This is a genomic window from Sphingobium sp. L-44 (assembly GCF_056859495.1).
Genome location: NZ_JBSXOQ010000088.1, coordinates 84,594 through 103,033 on the forward strand (window position 1 = coordinate 84,594; position 18,440 = coordinate 103,033).

Genomic DNA, 18,440 nt, shown 5'->3' on the forward strand with positions numbered 1-18,440 from the left:
GATCGATCACATCGTTCACCGCCCTTTTTCTTTGTCCCTCAGCCGACGCCGCAAAGCTGCAGCATGCGCCCGGCCAGTTCGCGTTCGCCCATGACGACATGGCGCACGCCCAGCGCTTCGAGATGCGCAACCTCGGCATCGCTATGGGCGCGGGCGATCACCTGCAGATTGGGGTTGAGATGGCGGGCATGCTCGTTGATCGCGCCGCCCTCGAACCCTTCGGGCACGGCGATCAGCAGATAGCGCGCCTCGCATATGCCCGCCGCCAGCAGGTGTCGGTCCTCCAGCGCATTGCCGCGCACCACCGACAGTCCGGCCTCTTCCGCTTCCTCGACCCGTTCGGGATCGCCCTCGATCACCACGAACTGGACATGACGCTCGGCCAGGCGCTTGGCGATCAGCTTGCCGACGCGGCCATAGCCGACCAGGATGACATGGCCGAGGCGCGGCTGATCGGTCGCGGTGTCCGCCTGCGTCTCATCTTCCTCCTTCTTGTGGTCGCGCACGATCAGCGAGAAGAGGATCGGATTGATGAAGATCGACACGATCGCACCGGCAAGGATCAGATCGCGCGCCTCAGCCGGCAGGACGCCCAGCCCCGCCCCCAGCGACGCCAGGATGAAGGAAAATTCGCCGATCTGCGCCAGGCTGGCGGCGATCGTCAGCGCCGTGACATTGGGATGGCCAAAGGCACGAACGATGCCCCAGGCGGCGATCGACTTGCCCACCACGATGATGAGCACGGTCGCCAGCAGCGGCAGCGGCTGTTCCACCACCACCGCCGGATTGAACAACATGCCGACCGACACGAAGAACAGCACCGCAAAGGCGTCGCGCAGCGGCAGCGTCTCCTCGGTCGCGCGACGGCTGAGCGGGGTTTCGCCCAGGATCATGCCGGCAAAGAAGGCCCCCAGCGCAAAGGACACGTCGAATACGATGGCGGCACCGAAAGCTACACCCAGCGCAATGGCCAGCACGGCGAGGCGGAACAGCTCGCGCGACCCGCTATGCACCACCCAATGCAGCGCCCAGGGGATGAGGCGGCGCCCCACCACCAGCATCAGCACGACGAAGCCGACGACCTTCAGCAGCGTGCCCACCAGCGGCGCGATCAGCGCGCTCGCCCCGCCGCCGGCATCGGCATTGTTCATCACCCCCGCCAGCGCCGGCAGGAGGACGAGGGCAAGGACCATCACCAGATCCTCGACGATCAGCCAGCCGACCGCGATACGTCCGCGCCGGGTTTCGACCAGGTCCGCCCCCTGCAACGCACGCAGCAGCACGACCGTGCTGGCGACCGACAAAGCGAGGCCAAAGACCAGCCCGCCCATCAGCGGCCAGCCCATCAGATAGCCAAGGCCCATGCCGAGCAGGGTCGCGACCGCGATCTGCACGATTGCGCCGGGCACGGCGATCGCTTTGACCGACAACAAATCCTTGAGCGAGAAATGCAGGCCGACGCCGAACATCAGCAATATGACGCCGATTTCCGCCAGTTCATTGGCGAGGCCACTGTCGGCGACGAAGCCGGGGGTGAAGGGGCCGACCATGATGCCGGCAACCAGATAGCCGACCAGCGGCGATAATTTCAGGCGATGGGCGATGGCACCCATGATGAAGGCCACGACGAGGCCGGCAACGATCGTCCCGATAAGGGGCGTGTGGTGGGGCATGAAATTCCTTCCCTGTCCGCCGGCAGCAGGCCTTCATCCTGCCGCCGGCGCGGAACATTGTCTATTATTCGACGATGCCGAGCATCGCGATCGAGAGCAGGGCGCCGGCGGCGCCGAGCCCTGCCATGACGACAGGCATGAACCAGCCGGGCGGATTGCGCCGGCCACCGCGCATCTTTCTTTTGCGGGGCATGATCTCAATTCCTTCTGTCTGACGGACGCCCGCCATGGCGGGCGGGAAAAATGTCAGAGGAAGGCGGGCGGCGCGCGGGCGCGGCGACTCCGCGCGCGAAGATAGCTGTAGCGGCCTGCCAGCAGCGGCAGGGGCGCGTCGGGCGCCAGACGGCGCCAGGAGAGCATGAGGGCGAGCGCCGCCGCCAGCAGCCAGGGCAAGGCCACCCCATCCCCATCAGGGCGGGGCGCGCGGGCGAGATGCGGTGCGGGCAGCGAGCGCGCCTTGAGCACCACGCCGGTCGTGGCGGAACTGAAGGCGGAGCCATTGAGCTTGCTGGAAGGCGGACCGTCCGGCGCGATCGCACACAGAAGCGCGACCAGGATCGCAGCCCACAGCGATGCGATGAAGGGCAGCCTGCCCTTGCCGGTCGCATCCTGGGGATGTAATCTGCTCATCGGCGCTTATATTCCCTTCCATCACCGATGTAGGAAGACTAAGAGCCAAAAACCAGCCCACAAGCTGGGCCCATGGCGGTTGACAGAATCGAGTCATTCCACTACCGGGCCACATTCCCGCGCGGGTCGAACAGGCTTTTTGTCCTCGACGATCTGCGTAAAGCAGATTTGAACGAGAAGAGACCAAGCCATGTTCGCTATCGTGCGCACGGGCGGCAAGCAGTATCGCGTCGCCGCCGGAGATAAGATCGTCGTTGAAAAGCTCGCTGGCGAAGCCGGCGACAAGGTTACGCTGGACGACGTCCTGCTGGCCGGCGAAGGCGGCGACCTGAAGGACGCAGCCAAGCTGACCGTCGCAGCCGAAATCATTGCGCAGGCGAAGGGCGAGAAGGTCATCGTCTTCAAGAAGCGTCGTCGTCACAACTATCGCCGCAAGAACGGTCACCGCCAGAATCACACGATCCTCAAGATCGTGTCGATCGCCTGAGCGCAGCTTAGATAAGGAGTTTAGGTCATGGCACATAAGAAAGCTGGCGGTTCGTCGCGTAACGGTCGCGATTCTGAGTCGAAGCGCCTTGGCGTGAAGAAGTTCGGCGGTCAGGAAGTGATCGGCGGCAACATCATCATTCGCCAGCGCGGCACCCGCGTATATCCCGGCCGTAACGTCGGCATGGGCAAGGATCACACCCTCTTCGCCCTGGGCGAAGGTCGCGTCGTGTTCCACGACGGCAAGCTCGGCCGCAAATATGTGTCGGTCGACGCGGTAGCCGCGGCAGCCGAATAACGGACGATCGATGACGGGTCGTCCTTCGCAAAAGGGACGTCCCGCCTGATCGGTTATGCACATAAGTGCGTCGATCGGGATCGAGGGAAAAAAGGGCGCCCCTTCACAGGGAGCGCCCTTTTTCCGTTCTGACGAACATCACCGGGCACTCCTCCCGATTTCCCTCAAACCTCTGGAACTACTGACCTTCTCGCGCGTCGTGCGGGCGGGGCTCAGCCAGAGAAGACCGTCGTCAAGCCGTCATGATTGGCAGCTATTGGCGCGCACGAAGAGGAGAGACGTGAATGTTCGCCCGTACCCCCCGCCTGCTGCTGCGGCCAGGCTGGATGGAAGATGCCCCCGCCCTGGCCCAGGCCATCGGCAATGACGCGGTCCTGCGCAATCTGAGCCGCGCACCCGCCCCCTATGGCCTGGCCGATGCCGAAGCCTTCCTGGCGCTGCCGCAGGATTCGCGCATGCCGCGCCTGCTGGCCTTCACCCGCACCCAGGGCGCACCGCGCCTGGTGGGCGGCTGCGGCATCCATGAGGCCGAGGATGGCACGCCGGAACTGGGCTACTGGATTGCCCGCCCCTATTGGGGCCTGGGCTTCGCCACGGAGGCGGCCCGCGCCGTCATGAGCATCGCCCGCGCGCATAATCTGCCGGCAGTCCGCGCCGTCCATTTCGCCGACAATCGCGCGTCGGGCCATGTCCTGCGCAAGATCGGCTTCCGCGCCAATGGCACGATCGAGCGGCGCTACAGCCCCGCCCGCGGGGCCGAGGCCGACTGCCTGGTCTTCGACGAGGGCGAGGCCGCCCGCATGAGCGTGGACTTTGCCCTGGACCTATATGGCGACGCGCTGCCGGCGCTTGCCGCTTGACTGAAGTGCGCGGGCGCCGATCAGGGCGCCCGCGTCTCACCTCTGACAGGGCCGATCGAAGACACGGGTCGGCGCGCCATGGAAATCGACTTCGGCCAGCACGGCAAAGCTAGTTTCTCCGCCACCTTGATCGACCCGCCATTGTCGGGCGCGATGATGCAGCGGATCGACGGCGCATCCAGATGCGCATCGGTCCAGGCAAAGATCGCCGCCATCGCCTCGGTCGCGATACCGCGCCCCCAGGCGGCCGGCCCCAGCACCCAGCCCGCTTCGGGCACGCCGTCCAGTTCGGCCAGCCCCCGCGCCGCGCTCAGCAGCCCGGCCTCGCCCAGCAATTCGCCATTGGCGCGATCCTCGATCGCCCACATGCCATAGCCGAGCAGCGCCCACATGCCGGCATAGCGCAGGATGCGGAACCAGACCGCCTGCGCATCAAGCGCCGCGCCGCCGATGAAGCGCACCACGTCGGGATCGGCCCATAGCGCCTGGCAGGCGGGATAATCCTCCACCCGGTGCGGGCGCAGGATCAGGCGGTCGGTGGTGAGGATCGGTGCATCGGTCATCGCCAATCTATGGGCGGTCGCGCAGGGGCCGGTCAAGCGACGCCGCACATGGCTATGGCCTTCCCCCGCCCCCTGTGTCATGGGCAAGCCACGTTGCCCGAACCAATCCCCCTCAAGCGCTCGCGCCTCAGCCCCGACGAAAGTCGCCTGATTGCGCTGGAAGCCGCCCGCGACCTGCTGCTGGAAGCGGGGCCGCAGGCCGTCACGCTGAAGGCGGTGGGCAATCGCATCGGCCGCACCCACGCCAATCTGCTCCATCATTTCGGATCGGCCGCCGGCCTGCAGAAGGCGCTCGCCGGCTATCTGGCCGACGCCATCACCGCCACGATCGGCGACGCGGTGAACGCTGCCCGGCGCGGCGAGGTCGAACCCCGGCGGATCGTCGACATGACCTTCGACGCATTTGACGCAGGCGGCGCCGGCGCGCTGGCCAGCTGGATGCTGGCATCGGGCAATGAGGATGCGCTCGACCCGGTGGTGGACGCGATCCACCGGCTGGTCGACAAGCTCGCCGCCACCGCGCTGCGCCCGCAACTGGCCGAGGTGATCCGCGACAATACGTTGATGCTGGTCCTGCTGGCGCTGGGCGATTCGCAGATGGGCGGCCCGATGGCCGCTGCACTGGGCCTCAATCGCGAGAAAGCGCGCGAACTGGCGGCCCGCAGCCTGGTCTCCGCCCTGACCGAAGAAGCCCGGTTGACGGCGACGGCGAAAGTGTCGCAAGCTAAGGTTTAATTTTGCCCAAGAAGACGCTATGGGCGCGCCATGCATTTTCTCGATCAAGCAAAAATCTATATCAAGTCCGGCTGGGGCGGTCCCGGCGCGGTCAGCTTTCGGCGTGAAAAATATGTCGAATATGGCGGCCCGGACGGCGGCAATGGCGGCAAGGGCGGCGACATCATCTTCGAGGCCGTGGCCGGCCTCAACACGCTGATCGACTTCCGCTACACCCAGCATTTCAAGGCGCAGCGCGGCATGCCCGGCATGGGCAAGAACCGTTATGGCGCCGGCGGCAACGACCTGATCGTGAAGGTGCCGGTCGGCACCCAGATCCTGTCCGATCCCCAGCCGATCGAGGGGACCGAGGACGAGGACGGCTATCCCGAATATGAGGAACAGGAAATCCTGGCCGACTTCACCGAGGTCGGGCAGCGTGTGAGCTTCCTGCGCGGCGGCGACGGCGGCCGCGGCAACCTGTCCTACAAGACCAGCACCAACCGGGCGCCGCGCCAGCATGGCACCGGCTGGCCGGGCCAGGAAATGTGGGTCTGGCTGCGGCTGAAGCTGCTGGCCGATGTCGGCCTGGTCGGCATGCCCAACGCCGGCAAGTCGACCCTGATCAACCAGGTGACGAACACCAAGGCGAAGGTCGGCGCCTATGCCTTCACCACCACCAAGCCGCAGCTTGGCGTGGTGCTGCACCGTGATCGCGAATTCGTGCTGGCCGACATTCCCGGCCTGATCGCGGGCGCGGCCGAGGGCGCGGGCATCGGCGACCGGTTCCTGGGCCATATCGAACGCTGCCGCGTGCTGCTGCACCTGATCGACGCGACCGGCGACGACCCGGTCGAAGCCTTCCGCATCGTCACCGACGAACTCGCCGCCTATGGCGGCGGGCTGGACGAAAAGCCGCAGATCGTGGTGCTCAACAAGGGCGACCTGCTGGGCCAGGAACTGATGGAAGACATTGCCGAGCAGCTGCGCGAGCAGGCCGGCGTGGAAGATGTCTTCATCATCTCCGGCGCGACCGGCGAAGGCGTCACCCCGTTGCTCGACGCCGTGCTGGAAATGCTCGACGAGGATCGTGAAGAGGACGACGCCGACGACAGCGACGGCGAAGCCACCTGGTCGCCGATCTAAGGCATCAATAAACTTATCTCCGTTCGGTTCGAGCTTGTCGAGAACTGCGCGCGAGGTTCTCGACAAAGCCTGTCCTGAGCGACGCCGCAGGCGTCGTCGAAGGGCTCGAACCGAACGGATGTTGTTGTAAAAGTGGCCACGAACGCCCTGTCCGGCTTTCCCCCTGCCCTGGTCCGCCGCCTGGTCATCAAGATCGGGTCGGCGCTGCTGGTCGATCCGGCCGGGGAAGTGCGCGTCGATTGGCTGCGCACGCTGGTGGCCGATGTCGCCGCGCGCAAGGCGGCCGGGCAGCAGGTCATCATCGTGTCGTCGGGCGCGATCGCGCTGGGCGCGCGCCGGCTGAAGCTGCCCAAGGGCGGGCGCGGCAGCCTGGAGGATGCGCAGGCGGCGGCCGCCACCGGCCAGATCGCCCTGTCGCAATGCTGGGCCAGCCTGCTGCATGAAAAGGGCATTACCGCCGCGCAGATGCTGGTGACGCTCGACGATCTGGAGCATCGCCGCCGCTATCTCAACGCCTCGGCCACGCTGGAGCGGCTGATGGCGCTCGACGCCGTGCCGGTGGTGAACGAGAATGACAGCGTCGCCACGGCGGAAATCCGCTTTGGCGACAATGATCGCCTCGCGGCGCGCATCGGACAGGCGGCACGGGCCGACGCGGTTGTGCTGCTGTCGGACGTGGACGGGCTTTACACCGCCAACCCGCACGCCGATGCGAATGCCATGCTGATCGAGAGGATAGAGCGCATCGACGCGCGCATTGCCGCCATGGCCGACACCGGCTCGGCTTCGGGCATGGGATCGGGCGGCATGGTGTCGAAAATCCAGGCGGCCCAGATCGCCACCGGCGCCGGCGCCCATCTCGCCATCATCTCGGGCAAGGTCGACGCCCCGCTCAGCCATTGGGCCAATGGCGGCCGTGGCTCCATCTTCCTGGCCGCCGAAAGCCAGGGCGCGCGCAAGGGCTGGCTCTCGGGCCGCCTCACCGTGCTCGGCCGGATCATCGTCGATGCCGGCGCCGAAGCGGCGTTGGGCAAGGGCAACAGCCTGCTCCCTGCCGGCGTCGCGCGGGTCGAGGGTGTGTTCGCGCGCGGCGACGTGGTCGACATTCTCAATCAGGACGGCCGGGTGATCGCCCGTGGCCTGACCGAATATGACAGCGAGGCCGCCGCGAAGATCGCCGGCCGCCGCAGCGAAGACATTCCCGCCCTGCTCGGCGAAATGTCCCGCACCGTGCTGGTCCATCGCGACCATATGGCGATGGTCTGACCTATTATGTCCCTTAGAATTGCCATGACCGGCGCGACGGGTTTCGTCGGCGCCGAAACGCTCGATCAGGCGCTTGCCGCCGGTCTTCAGGTCAACGCCCTCACCCGCCGGGCGCAGCCGCCGCGCGCGCATCTCAAATGGGTGCCCGGTTCGCTCGACGATACCGCCGCGCTCGACACGCTGGTGCGTGACGCCGATGCCGTGATCCATATCGCGGGCGTGGTGAACGCGCCCGACCGCGAGGGGTTCGAGGCGGGCAATGCGCGCGGCACGATGGCCGTGGTCGACGCCATGCGCAAACGCGGTGTGCGCCGACTCGTCCATGTCTCCTCGCTCGCCGCGCGCGAGCCGGGCATGTCGGACTATGGCTGGTCGAAGGAACTGGCCGAACGCCATGTGAAGGCCAGCGGCCTCGACTGGACGATCGTGCGCCCGCCCGCCATCTATGGCCCCAATGACCAGGAGATGCTGGAGCTGTTCCGCATGGCCAAGCGCGGCATCATGCTGCTGCCGCCCGGCGGCCGGCTGTCGGTGATCCATGTCGCCGATCTGTCCCGCCTGCTGCTGACGCTCGCCTGCGAAAAGGAGCAGAGCCAGACCCGCACCTATGAGGCGGACGATGCAACGCCCGGCGGCTGGGACCATCAGGAATTCGGTCAGGCGATCGGCCGGGCGGTGGGCCGCACTGTCCGCACCTTCGCGACGCCGCAATGGCTGCTGGCGACCGCCGCCCGGCTCGACCGGCTGGTGCGCGGCCGCAACGCGAAGCTGACCCCCGACCGGGTCGATTATTTCTGCCATCCCGACTGGGTCGTCGCCAAACGCAAGCAGCCGCCCAAGCGGCTGTGGACGCCGCAGATCCCGACCGAGGAAGGGCTCAAGGCCACGGTCGAGGCCTATCGCGCCAAGGGCTGGCTGTAGCCCGCCCAAGGACACGGGCCGCGCGGGTCACGACCGAAGTTCACAATGTAAACGGCCTTTTCGGGGCATTTGCACCTGCTTCGCCCCCATGATGCACCGCCCACGCGCCGGTAACGCGCCATGGCAGGTTCGGCAGACGCGCCCGGCGCGCGCCGACAAGGCCCCACCCGCGCACCTGCACAGCGACAACGACGCACCGGTCGCGCGCCTGTTGCATGGATAGCGGAGGCAGAATGAGCGGCAGCGTCATGCCCCAGCTTAGAACAGGGGCAGAGCTGTAGGACAGCGGCATGCGGGCGTGACGGGTCGAGTTTCGATCAAGAACCGCCCATCCCATCATCGTCACCCTGAACTTGTTTCAGGGTCCATTCCTCCCAATAGGCCAATGGTTTGTTACGCTTGATGGATGCTGAAACAAGTTCAGCATGACGTCGGTAGGATGGCCGATCCCCCCCCCCCCCCCGGTCACGCCGCCGGATCAGCCTCCGCCGGTTTCTGCGCGCGCTGTTCGTCGACAAATTCGCTGATCGCCTTGCCGCTGGCGTTGAGCAGCGGATAGGTACGGGCGTCGGACAGCCAGTCGGGGCGGCGCGCGCCGCTGCCGTAGAATGTGTCATAGACCAGGGAGAAGGCGAGGAAGACCAGAGTCGCGCCAATCAGCCCCTTGATCGCGCCGAAGCCGCCGCCCAGCACCCGGTCGATCGGGCCGAGCACCGACTGGCGGGTGCGCTGGCCGATCGCGCGGGCGAGCAGCTTGCCAGCGCCAAAAGTGACGGCGAAGATCAGGAAGAAGGCCAGCACCGCCGCCCCGCTCTCGCTGCCGACAAAGCTGGTCAGCAATTCGGTGACGGAAGCGTGGAACAGGCTGATCGCGAAGATGCCCGCGACCCAGGCAATCAGCGACAGGGTTTCGGTCACGAACCCGCGCAGCAGGCCGAATATGGCGCAACCGCCGATGAGGAGGAGGACGAGGATATCGACGGCGTTCATGCCGCGCTGGCTATCCGCGCCCGAGCATCTGGTCAACCAGCTGTGCAAGGGTGCGGAAGCCGCTGACCGAAATCCCCTTCACCCCATCCGCGCCCGACGCCGGCACGAAGGCGCGATTGAAGCCCAGTTTCGCCGATTCCCGGAGCCTGAGCGGCGTGTGCGAGACGGGGCGGATCTCGCTCGACAGCGCAATCTCGCCGAACAGTACGACATCGGCGGGCACCGGCCGTTCCGACAAGGCCGACATCAAAGCGGCGGCGACGGCCAGATCGGCAGCCGGATCGGACAGCCGATAGCCGCCCGCGACATTGAGATAGACTTCGCAGGTCGAGAAGCTGAGGCCGCAGCGCGCCTCCAGCACGGCGAGGATCATCGCCAGCCGGCCGCTGTCCCAGCCGACCACCGCGCGCCGGGGCGTTGCCCCGCTCGAAAGCCGCACCACCAGCGCCTGGATCTCGACCAGCACCGGCCGCGTCCCTTCCAGCGCCGGGAAGACGGTGGCGCCCGTCACCGTCTCGTCGCGATTGGTGAGGAACAGGGCGGACGGGTTGGCGACCTCCTCCAGCCCCTCGGCGACCATCGAGAAGACGCCGATCTCGTCGGTGCCGCCAAAGCGATTCTTGATCGCGCGCAGGATGCGATATTGGTGGCTGCGCTCACCCTCGAACGCCAGCACCGTGTCGACCATATGTTCCAGCACGCGCGGGCCGGCGATGCTGCCATCCTTGGTGACATGGCCGACCAGGATCAGGGCGGTGCCGCGCTGCTTGGCGAATTTGATCAGTTCCTGGCTCGACGCGCGCACCTGGCTGACGGTGCCGGGCGCGCCCTCGATCAGGTCGCTGTGCATGGTCTGGATCGAATCGATGATGAGCAATGCGGGCGGCACGCCCTCGCTCAGCGTCGTCAGGATATCGCGCACCGATGTCGCGCTCGCCAGTTGCACCGGGGCGTTGCCAAGGCCCAGCCGCTGGGCGCGCAGCCGCACCTGGTCCGACGCTTCCTCCCCGCTGATATAGGCGACGGTCAGCCCGCGCGAGGCGACCCGCGCCGCCGCCTGCAGCAACAGGGTCGACTTGCCGATGCCCGGATCGCCGCCGATCAGCGTCGCCGATCCCGGCACGATGCCGCCGCCCAGCGCCCGGTCGAACTCGGCGATGCCGGTGCTGGTGCGCGAGGGCAGCTCCACCTTGCTGTCGAGGCCGATGAGCGTGATCGCCCGGCCGCCGCCCTGCAGGTCATGCTTGGCGGAAAAGACGGTCTCGGCCGCTTCCTCGACGATGCTGTTCCATTCGCCACAGTCATCGCATTGCCCCTGCCACCGGCCGGAAACAGTGCCGCATTGCTGACAGACGAATTTGCGCTTTGCCTTGGCCATCGCCCACGCATAACAGAACATAAAAGGAACACAAACGCGATCTTGCATCGAGGCTGGAAACCCCCGCGCCGCTGGCGCATTGAAGCAGCATGTCCGCCACGATCCGCGTCGCCAGCTATAATATCCGCAAGGCCATCGGTACCGACCGCCGCCGCTCGCCCGAGCGGGTGATCGACGTGCTGAACGAGGTGGATGCCGACATCATCGCGCTGCAGGAGGCCGACCGGCGTTTCGGCATACGCTATGCCGCGATCCCGCCGCTGCTGCTCGACCGCCAGAGCGGCTACAAGCCGGTGCCGCTCAATGTCCAGACCGACAGCATGGGCTGGCACGGCAATGCCATCATCGTCCGCAAGGAAGCGGAGGTCGCCGCCTATGACGTGCTGCACCTCCCTTGCCTGGAACCGCGCGGCGCGACCATGGCGGAGGTCGCGATCAAGGGCGCGACCCTGCGCGTATTCGGCATGCATCTCGACCTGTCGGGCCTGTGGCGGCGCAAGCAGGCGGCGGCGGTGATCCATGCCGCGGCACAGGGCCATGCGCTGCCGACGGTATTGATGGGCGATCTCAACGAATGGAGCGCCGAACGCGGTTGCCTGGCCGACTTTGCCCGCCATTACAGCTTCGCGCCCTGCGGCCGTAGCTTCCACGCCCGCCGCCCGGTCGCCCGGCTCGACCGGATCATGCATTGCGGCCGCATCCGCCTGGTCGACAGCGGCGTCCACGAAAGCGCCGCCGCGCGCAAGGCGTCGGACCATCTGCCGATCTGGGCGGAGTTCAAGCTGGGGTGAATGCGGGCGCGTGTTGGGGGGGACGGCAGAGGGCCTGGAAGCGACCAGAAGCGACTGTAAATTCCTCCCCTGCAAGGTTCGGCAGAGGCACGCGACTCTGCCGAAGGGGACCACGAAGTGGTGGAGGGGTGTCACGCTATCGAGAGGGGGATACCCCTCCGTCTAGCCTTCGGCCAGCCACCTCCTCTTGCAGGGGAGGATGGTCTAAAAACGACCAGAAGCGGCCCACCCCATCATCGTCTCCCTGAACTTGTTTCAGGGTCCATTCCTCCCAATAGACCAATGGCTTTTTAGGCTTGATAGATGCTGAAACAAGTTCAGCATGACGTAGGTGGGATGGCAGCTTCCCACCCCATTTTGTCATTCCCGCGCAGGCGGGAATCCATCCCCTGACCTTGCATCTGGTCCGACGCTGTGGAGATGGATCCCCGCCTGCGCGGGGATGACGGTGGAAAACAGGCCGTTGCTTAGCCACCCACCCCGCCATCCCCCCTTCCCGCTTTCGGACAGGGGGTGGGACATTCCGCCTCTCGACAAGGCGGCCTGGCTTTGCGATCCCTATCCCCATGAGGGAGAAGGAATTACGCCTCGCGCTCGTCTGTTATGGCGGGATCAGCCTGGCCGTCTACATGCACGGCATCACCAAGGAAATCTGGCACCTGACGCGGGCAAGCCGGGCCTTTCATGACGGCACCGCGCCGCAGGGGGCGAGCGAGGCGGTCTATCATCGGCTGCTCGCCGATATCGAGGCAGCGAGCGGCACGCGGCTGCGCATCCTGCCCGACATCATCGCCGGCGCCAGCGCGGGCGGGATCAACGGCATCTTTCTTGCCCAGGCGATCGAGACCGGCCAGTCGCTGGAGCCACTCACTGCGCTGTGGCTCGACAATGCCGATGTCGACGAACTGCTCGATCCCGATGCCCGCCCCGCCCGCGCGCTGACCAAATTCTGGGCGACGCCGCTGGTATGGATGGCCGCGCGCCGCCCCGGCGACGCGGTCGAGCGCACGGTGGCGCCCGACACGCGCGAAGAGGTGCGGATGAAATTATCGCGCTTCATCCGCTCGCGCTGGTTCGAGCCGCCCTTTGGCGGGGAAATATTCTCGACCATGCTGCTCGACGCGTTCGACGCGATGGCGGCGACGCCGGCCGGCCCGTCGCTGCTGCCCGACGGCCATCCGCTCGACCTGTTCGTCACCGTCACCGATTTCGACGGCCATGTGCAGAGCCTGAGCCTCAACAGCCCGCCCCAGGTGATCGAGACCGAACATCGGCTGTCGATCGGCTTTCGCGGCCGGGGCGGCAGTGCCAGCGGCTTTGCCGATCCGGCCGAACTGGTCTTTGCCGCGCGCGCCACCGCCAGCTTCCCCGGCGCCTTCCCGCCCTTCACCGTGCGCGAGCTCGACCGGGTATTGAAGCGCCGCCACCGCGCCTGGCCCAGCCGCGACGCCTTTCTGGCGCGCGTTCTGCCCCGCCGGGCAGCACGGGACGAGGCGGAGGACGCGGTGCTGATCGACGGATCGGTGCTGGCCAACGCCCCCTTTGCCCAGGCGATCGGCGCGCTCAAGAACCGGCCGTCGCGGCGCGAGGTCGATCGCCGTTTCGTCTATATCGATCCCAAGCCCGGCCACCGGTCGATCCACCTCAACCGCGAGGGCGAGGAGGAAGCAGCGCCGATCGGCGAGAATGCGCCGCTGCCCGGCTTTTTCCGCACCATCTTCGGCGCGCTGTCGGACATTCCGCGCGAACAGCCGATCCGCGACAATCTGGAGGCGATCGACCGCCATTCCGCCCGCATCCGCCGCATGGGCCGGATCATCCAGGCGCTGCGCCCCGGTATCGAGGCGGAGGTGGAGGGCGCGATCGGCCGCATGCTCTTCCTCGACCGGCCGACGCCGGCGCGCCTGTCGGCCTGGCGCGGCAAGGCGCAGCAGCGTGCCGCCGCATCGGCCGGATTCGCCTTCCCTGCCTATGCCCATCTCAAACTGTCGGGCATCGTCGAGGATCTGGCCGCGCGCCTGTTCCAGCTGAGCGGCGAGGATGCGCCGATGATGCGCGAAGCCTATCGCCAGGCGATCTGGAGGCAGGTGCGCGCGATCGGCGCCGACCAGTTGACCGAGGATGCCGGCTCCGCCGCCGCGCCCGTCCTGTTCTTCCGCACCCATGACCTGGCCTTCCGCATCCGCCGCCTGCGTTTCCTGGCCCGGCGGCTGGCCGAGACGCTGGAACTGGAGGCCGATGCCGACAGCGAAGCGGTGCAGGCGATGCACGACGCCATCTATCGCGCGCTCGCCCTCTATACCGAATGCGAGGGCAATGATTTCTACAATGACCATGTCCGCGCCGCCGCGGCGCAGGTGCCGACCGACGCCGGTGCCGCGCTGGAGGCGATGGCGCAGGCGCGTGACCTGCGTGCCCGCGACGAAGCCGCCGACATGCTGCTGGCCGAGGCGCTCGCCAACCTGCCCAAGGCGGGGCGCCGCACCATGTTGCTGGCCTATCTCGGCTTCCCCTTCTCCGACATCGCGACCTTACCGTTGCTTCAGGGTGACGCTGTCGATGAATATGATCCGATCAAGGTCGACCGGATTTCGCCCGAAGATTGCACCGCCATCCGCGCCGGCGGCGCCAACGCCACGCTAAAAGGCATAGAATTCAACAATTTTGGTGCCTTCTTCAGCCGGGTTTATCGGGAGAATGACTATCTGTGGGGCAGGCTCCATGGGGTGGAGCGCCTGCTGGATATCGTAATTTCCGCAATTCCTGCCCCAACCCGTCTTCCCGAAGGGGCGTTGCGCAACTATAGGCGGGCGGCGTTTCTGGCGATCCTCGACGAGGAAGAGTCGCGCTTGCCGCATGTTGCGGATCTGATCGCCGGACTGCGGGAGGAAATCGGGTGAAGGGGCGTTTGAAGCTGTTTCCGATGATGCTGGCGCTGGTGCTCGTCACCGGCTGCAAGGGCTCGTCCGATGACAGCGCACAGGCCGCCCCGGCCAGCACGCCGCAGCAGGTGGCCGTTGCCGTCATCCAGCCCGATCCGCCGCCGCCCGCGCCCCCCGCCGTCCTGCCCTCGCGCCCGGCGCCGATCGTCACCGTCGGCCCGCCCGGCCCGACCAATTCGCTCGACCTGCCGCCGTCGAGCAATGCGGCCCAGCCCGCCCCCTTCCCGCGCGAAGTCACCGCCTTCATGGTCGATCGCGACAGCTGCGACCATTTCCGCGGCGAGGAACCCTATGATGCGGAACGGCGCGCCTATATCGAGGAAAGCGTCGCCGAACTCTGCTCCGGCACCGACGCGAAGCTGGCCTTGCTGCGCAAGCGCTACGAAAAGATGCCGGACGTCATCAGCGCGCTGAGCAGCTATGACGCCCGGATCGAGGGCGAGGAACCCTGAGGCCGCCTCGCCCGCACTAGCGCCATCCGGTCAGGCGGCGACCGCCAGACAGGCTTCCCTGATGTCGCGGGCCAGTTCGTCGACCCGCTCCACCTGCGCATCCCAGGCAAACATGAATCGCGCGCCGCCGCCGATGAAGGTGTAGAAGCGCCAGCCGCGCGCGCGCAGCGCGTCCAGCACTGGCGCGGGGGCCGACAGGAACAGCGCATTGGCCTCCACCGGGAAGATCGGGCTGACATCGGGCAGGTCGGCGATCGCCGCCGCCAGCCGGCGCGCGCAATCATTGCCATGGCGGGCGTTGCGCAGCCAGGCGCCGCTTTCCAGCAGGCCGATCCACGGCGCCGACAGGAAGCGCATCTTCGACGCCAGTTGTCCCGCCTGCTTGCAGCGATAGTCGAAATCCTGCGCCAGCGCGCGATCGAAGAAGATCACCGCCTCGCCCACGGCCATGCCATTCTTGGTGCCGCCAAAGCAGAGCATGTCGACGCCCGCCTTCCAGCTGATCTCCGCCGGATCGCAGCCGAGGCTGGCGCAGGCATGGGCGAAGCGCGCGCCGTCCATATGCAGTTTCAGCCCCAGTTCGCGGCACACGGCAGAAATCGCGCGCACTTCCTCGACAGTGTAGACAAGGCCGGTCTCGGTCGGCTGGGTGATGGTGACGACGCGCGGCTTGGGAAAATGGATGTCGGACCGGCTGGTCGCGAGTTGGCGGATCGCGTCGGGCGTCAGCTTGCCGTCGGCCGAGGGCGCGGCAAGCAGCTTCGACCCGTTGGAGAAGAATTCGGGCGCGCCGCATTCGTCGGTCTCGACATGGGCGGCCGCCGAACAGATCACGCTATGATAGGATTGGCACAGCGCCGCGAGCGCCAGCGAATTGGCGGCCGTGCCGTTAAAGACGAAGAACACCTCCGCATCGCCGCCGAACAGGGTGCGGAAATTGTCGGCCGCGCGCTGCGTCCATTCATCCTCGCCATAGGCCGTTGCCGATCCGCTGTTCGCCGCGAGCATCGCTTCGAGCGCCTCGGGGCAGGCCCCGGCATAATTGTCGCTGGCAAATTGCTGTGTGGATATGGGCACGTCATGCTTCCGTCTGCTGGTGTGTGACCAAGCATCGGATCAACGTCGTCGTGGCTGCATGTCCCGTTGGATTGCCGGTCCGGCCACATCCCCCTCTTTCGAAAGGCACCACCTTGCTCGGGGAGCAGGTTGGTGTCGGACGTTGGCCCGACTCTTGATGTTGCCGGGGCGATTATCGGCCGGGCGATGCCGCGTCAAGCATCAGCGCAGCAGCGCCTCTATCCCCTTCGCCAGATCGACGTCTCGCTGCGACAGACCGCCGGCATCATGGGTGGTGAGCGTGATTTCGACCCGATTATAGACGTTCGACCATTCGGGATGATGGTCCGCCTTTTCCGCCAGCAGCGCGACGCGCGTCATGAAGCCGAAGGCGGCGACGAAGTCGGGAAAGGTGAAGCTGCGCGCAATCCCGTCCGGTTCGGCGACCGCCGTCCATTCGGGCAAATCCGCCAGCGCGATCGCCCGTTCCGTTTCGTTCAGTCTGGCAAGCATTTCTCTATCCTGCGTTATTTCTTTCGCCTATGTGACAGCCATGCCTGACACTGGTCAATCGTTCCGCTTCGCCCCTACCCCACAGGAAATCGAGACACTCGCGCTGGAGGCCCTGAGCCGCCTGCCCGAGCCCTTCCGTTCCTATCTCTCCAATGTCGTGATGCTGGTGGAGGATTTTGCCGACGCCGATATCCTGAAGGAGATGGAGATTGACGACCCGTTCGGCCTGACCGGCCTCTATAGCGGCCGTCCCTTCGGGCAGGAGGCGCAGACCGGCGACCTGCCGCCGACCGTGCATCTTTTCCGCCGCCCGCTGCTCGACGAATGGGTCGAAACCGGCGTGCCGCTCGAAGCGCTCATCACCCATGTCGTGGTGCATGAGGTCGGCCATCATTTCGGCCTGTCGGACATCGACATGCATGTGCTGGAGGATATGGTCGCCCCATGAGCGGCGCGGCGCTGCGCCTGTCGGGCCTGGCCTGTCTGCGCGGCGGACGCCTGCTCTTTGCCGGCGTCGACCTGGTGCTGGCGGCCGGCGGCAGCGCCTTGCTGCACGGCGCCAACGGCATCGGCAAGTCGAGCCTGCTGCGCCAGTGCGCCGGACTGCTGCCCGCCTACGCCGGAACCATCGACCGCCAGGGCGGCGTCGCGCTGGCCGACGAGCGGCTGGCGCTCGACATGGAATTGCCGCTCCACCGCGCACTCGGCTTCTGGGCACGGCTCGATCGGGTGGATGCGGCCGCGCTCGACCGCGCGCTCCACGCCATGGCGCTCGCCCCCTTGCGCGACGTGCCGGTGCGCATGCTTTCCACCGGCCAGCGCAAGCGCGCCATGCTCGCCCGCGTGATCGCCAGCGGCGCGGATATCTGGCTGCTCGACGAACCGGCCAATGGCCTGGACGATGCGTCGGTCGCGCTGCTTGGCGCCGCGGTGGCCGATCATCTGGCGACGGGCGGCATCGTCGTCGCCGCCTCGCACCAACCTTTGCCGCTGACCGATCCGGTGCGGATCGCCATGGCTGCCCATGTGCCCGACCCGGCGCAGGAGGCGTCATGCGACTGATCGCCCTGCTCGTCGCCCGCGACCTGGGACAGGCCTGGCGCTCGGCCGGACTGTGGCTACCGGTCGCCTTCCTGCTGCTGGTCGCCAGCCTCTATCCCTTTGCGGTCGGACCCGACGCCGCCCTGCTCGCCCGCACCGGTGGCGGCATGCTGTGGATCGCGGCGCTGCTCGCCAGCCTGCTGCCGGTTGATCGGCTGGTCGCGCCCGATCGCGACGCCGGCATCCTGGACCAGATCGCGCTGCGCGGCATCAGCGAGGAGATGGTGGTGATCGCCCGGCTGATCGCCCATTGGCTGGGTTTCGGCCCACCGCTGATGATCGCTGCCCTGCCCGCCGCCGCGCTGCTGAAGCTGGATGGCGCGACGATCCTGACGCTGGAGGCCGGGCTGCTGATCGGCACGCCCGCGCTGGCCGCGCTCGGCCTGCTGGTGGCGACGCTGACCACCGGACTGCGCTCGTCGGGCGCGCTGGCGGGCCTGCTCGCCCTGCCGCTGGCGGTGCCGCTGCTGATCTTTGGCGCGGGCACTTTGGGCGATGGCAGCGGCGCCGCGTTCAAGTTCCTCGGCGCCGCCTCGCTGCTGCTGGTCGCGATCACGCCGATCGCGGGTGGCGCGGCGATCCGCGCGGGCCGGGAATGAGGTTTGTGCAACGCGCAAGGCGTTGACATTGGCGGGCCGCAATGGTCCCATGCTGCATCGC

Annotated in this window: 20 protein-coding genes, 1 pseudogene and 1 riboswitch; of the genes and pseudogenes, 13 read left to right on the forward strand and 8 right to left on the reverse strand. The window is 67.0% G+C overall.

Features of this window, described 5'->3' with window-relative positions:
- Positions 1-38: 38 nt before the first annotated feature.
- The 3 genes from ybaL to AC13EK_RS11765 form a co-directional block, all read right to left on the reverse strand.
- The gene (gene ybaL / locus AC13EK_RS11755; protein WP_037517124.1) at positions 39-1,673 is read right to left on the reverse strand and encodes a YbaL family putative K(+) efflux transporter; all 1,635 of its coding nucleotides are present in this window, start codon (positions 1,671-1,673) and stop codon (positions 39-41) included.
- 64 nt (positions 1,674-1,737) lie between these two features.
- Positions 1,738-1,866: a hypothetical protein gene (locus tag AC13EK_RS11760; RefSeq protein WP_257211493.1), complete on the reverse strand. Its 129-nt coding sequence runs from the start codon at positions 1,864-1,866 to the stop codon at positions 1,738-1,740.
- A gap of 53 nt (positions 1,867-1,919) precedes the next feature.
- Positions 1,920-2,303: a hypothetical protein gene (locus AC13EK_RS11765; protein ID WP_069338539.1), complete on the reverse strand. Its 384-nt coding sequence runs from the start codon at positions 2,301-2,303 to the stop codon at positions 1,920-1,922.
- A 190-nt stretch (positions 2,304-2,493) separates the two neighbouring features.
- On the opposite strand from AC13EK_RS11765, the gene rplU reads away from it, so the two are divergent.
- From rplU to AC13EK_RS11780, 3 genes are all read left to right on the forward strand, one after another.
- Positions 2,494-2,790, forward strand: coding sequence for a 50S ribosomal protein L21 (rplU, locus tag AC13EK_RS11770; protein ID WP_004207901.1), 297 nt, complete (start codon positions 2,494-2,496; stop codon positions 2,788-2,790).
- Positions 2,791-2,817: 27 nt separating this feature from the next.
- On the forward strand, positions 2,818-3,087 hold the full coding sequence (rpmA, locus tag AC13EK_RS11775; protein WP_004207902.1) for a 50S ribosomal protein L27: 270 nt from the start codon (positions 2,818-2,820) through the stop codon (positions 3,085-3,087).
- Between the two features lie 284 nt (positions 3,088-3,371).
- A complete protein-coding gene (locus tag AC13EK_RS11780) occupies positions 3,372-3,947 on the forward strand; it encodes a GNAT family N-acetyltransferase (RefSeq protein ID WP_069338538.1) in 576 nt (191 codons plus the stop codon).
- A 36-nt stretch (positions 3,948-3,983) separates the two neighbouring features.
- On the opposite strand, the pseudogene AC13EK_RS11785 reads toward AC13EK_RS11780, so the two are convergent.
- Positions 3,984-4,510, reverse strand: a pseudogene (locus AC13EK_RS11785) (GNAT family N-acetyltransferase).
- 54 nt (positions 4,511-4,564) lie between these two features.
- On the opposite strand from AC13EK_RS11785, the gene AC13EK_RS11790 reads away from it, so the two are divergent.
- From AC13EK_RS11790 to AC13EK_RS11805, 4 genes are all read left to right on the forward strand, one after another.
- Positions 4,565-5,245, forward strand: a complete 681-nt coding sequence (locus AC13EK_RS11790) for a TetR/AcrR family transcriptional regulator (protein WP_069338537.1) — start codon at positions 4,565-4,567, stop codon at positions 5,243-5,245.
- Positions 5,246-5,275: 30 nt separating this feature from the next.
- Positions 5,276-6,370: a GTPase ObgE gene (gene obgE, locus AC13EK_RS11795; protein WP_004207911.1), complete on the forward strand. Its 1,095-nt coding sequence runs from the start codon at positions 5,276-5,278 to the stop codon at positions 6,368-6,370.
- Positions 6,371-6,502: 132 nt separating this feature from the next.
- Entirely contained in the window at positions 6,503-7,636 is a 1,134-nt protein-coding gene (proB, locus tag AC13EK_RS11800; RefSeq protein WP_069338536.1) for a glutamate 5-kinase, read from the forward strand.
- Between the two features lie 24 nt (positions 7,637-7,660).
- Positions 7,661-8,557 carry an NAD-dependent epimerase/dehydratase family protein gene (locus AC13EK_RS11805; protein ID WP_010336317.1) on the forward strand — a complete coding sequence of 299 codons (897 nt, stop codon included), beginning with the start codon at positions 7,661-7,663 and terminating at the stop codon, positions 8,555-8,557.
- A 465-nt stretch (positions 8,558-9,022) separates the two neighbouring features.
- Here the strand turns inward: AC13EK_RS11805 and AC13EK_RS11810 are convergent, their stop codons facing one another.
- Entirely contained in the window at positions 9,023-9,547 is a 525-nt protein-coding gene (locus AC13EK_RS11810; protein ID WP_277788082.1) for a CvpA family protein, read from the reverse strand.
- Positions 9,548-9,557: 10 nt separating this feature from the next.
- Entirely contained in the window at positions 9,558-10,925 is a 1,368-nt protein-coding gene (gene radA, locus AC13EK_RS11815) for a DNA repair protein RadA (protein WP_010336315.1), read from the reverse strand.
- An 89-nt stretch (positions 10,926-11,014) separates the two neighbouring features.
- On the opposite strand from radA, the gene AC13EK_RS11820 reads away from it, so the two are divergent.
- The 3 genes from AC13EK_RS11820 (at position 11,015) to AC13EK_RS11830 (ending at position 15,110) form a co-directional block, all read left to right on the forward strand.
- The gene (locus tag AC13EK_RS11820) at positions 11,015-11,716 is read left to right on the forward strand and encodes an endonuclease/exonuclease/phosphatase family protein (RefSeq protein WP_069338535.1); all 702 of its coding nucleotides are present in this window, start codon (positions 11,015-11,017) and stop codon (positions 11,714-11,716) included.
- 566 nt (positions 11,717-12,282) lie between these two features.
- On the forward strand, positions 12,283-14,616 hold the full coding sequence (locus AC13EK_RS11825; protein ID WP_069338180.1) for a patatin-like protein: 2,334 nt from the start codon (positions 12,283-12,285) through the stop codon (positions 14,614-14,616).
- A complete protein-coding gene (locus AC13EK_RS11830; RefSeq protein ID WP_277788083.1) occupies positions 14,613-15,110 on the forward strand; it encodes a superantigen-like protein SSL4 in 498 nt (165 codons plus the stop codon). The genes AC13EK_RS11825 and AC13EK_RS11830 overlap by 4 nt, the downstream gene beginning before the upstream one ends.
- Before the next feature lie 30 nt (positions 15,111-15,140).
- On the opposite strand, the gene AC13EK_RS11835 is transcribed toward AC13EK_RS11830, so the two are convergent.
- Complete coding sequence (locus AC13EK_RS11835; RefSeq protein ID WP_483022207.1) at positions 15,141-16,187, reverse strand: threonine aldolase family protein; 1,047 nt, start codon at positions 16,185-16,187, stop codon at positions 15,141-15,143.
- 57 nt (positions 16,188-16,244) lie between these two features.
- Positions 16,245-16,353: riboswitch (SAM-I-IV-variant riboswitch) on the reverse strand.
- A 35-nt stretch (positions 16,354-16,388) separates the two neighbouring features.
- Positions 16,389-16,679: a 4a-hydroxytetrahydrobiopterin dehydratase gene (locus AC13EK_RS11840; RefSeq protein WP_069337106.1), complete on the reverse strand. Its 291-nt coding sequence runs from the start codon at positions 16,677-16,679 to the stop codon at positions 16,389-16,391.
- A 40-nt stretch (positions 16,680-16,719) separates the two neighbouring features.
- Here AC13EK_RS11840 and AC13EK_RS11845 point away from each other — a divergent pair, with 40 nt between their 5' ends.
- From AC13EK_RS11845 to AC13EK_RS11855, 3 genes are read left to right on the forward strand one after another with little or no spacing between them, the layout of a single operon-like run.
- Positions 16,720-17,127, forward strand: a complete 408-nt coding sequence (locus AC13EK_RS11845) for a metallopeptidase family protein (RefSeq protein ID WP_017501770.1) — start codon at positions 16,720-16,722, stop codon at positions 17,125-17,127.
- The gene (gene ccmA / locus AC13EK_RS11850; protein ID WP_069337105.1) at positions 17,124-17,741 is read left to right on the forward strand and encodes a heme ABC exporter ATP-binding protein CcmA; all 618 of its coding nucleotides are present in this window, start codon (positions 17,124-17,126) and stop codon (positions 17,739-17,741) included. Before AC13EK_RS11845 ends, ccmA begins: the two co-directional genes overlap by 4 nt.
- The gene (locus AC13EK_RS11855; RefSeq protein WP_069337104.1) at positions 17,732-18,379 is read left to right on the forward strand and encodes a heme exporter protein CcmB; all 648 of its coding nucleotides are present in this window, start codon (positions 17,732-17,734) and stop codon (positions 18,377-18,379) included. The genes ccmA and AC13EK_RS11855 overlap by 10 nt, the downstream gene beginning before the upstream one ends.
- Positions 18,380-18,440: the final 61 nt, after the last annotated feature.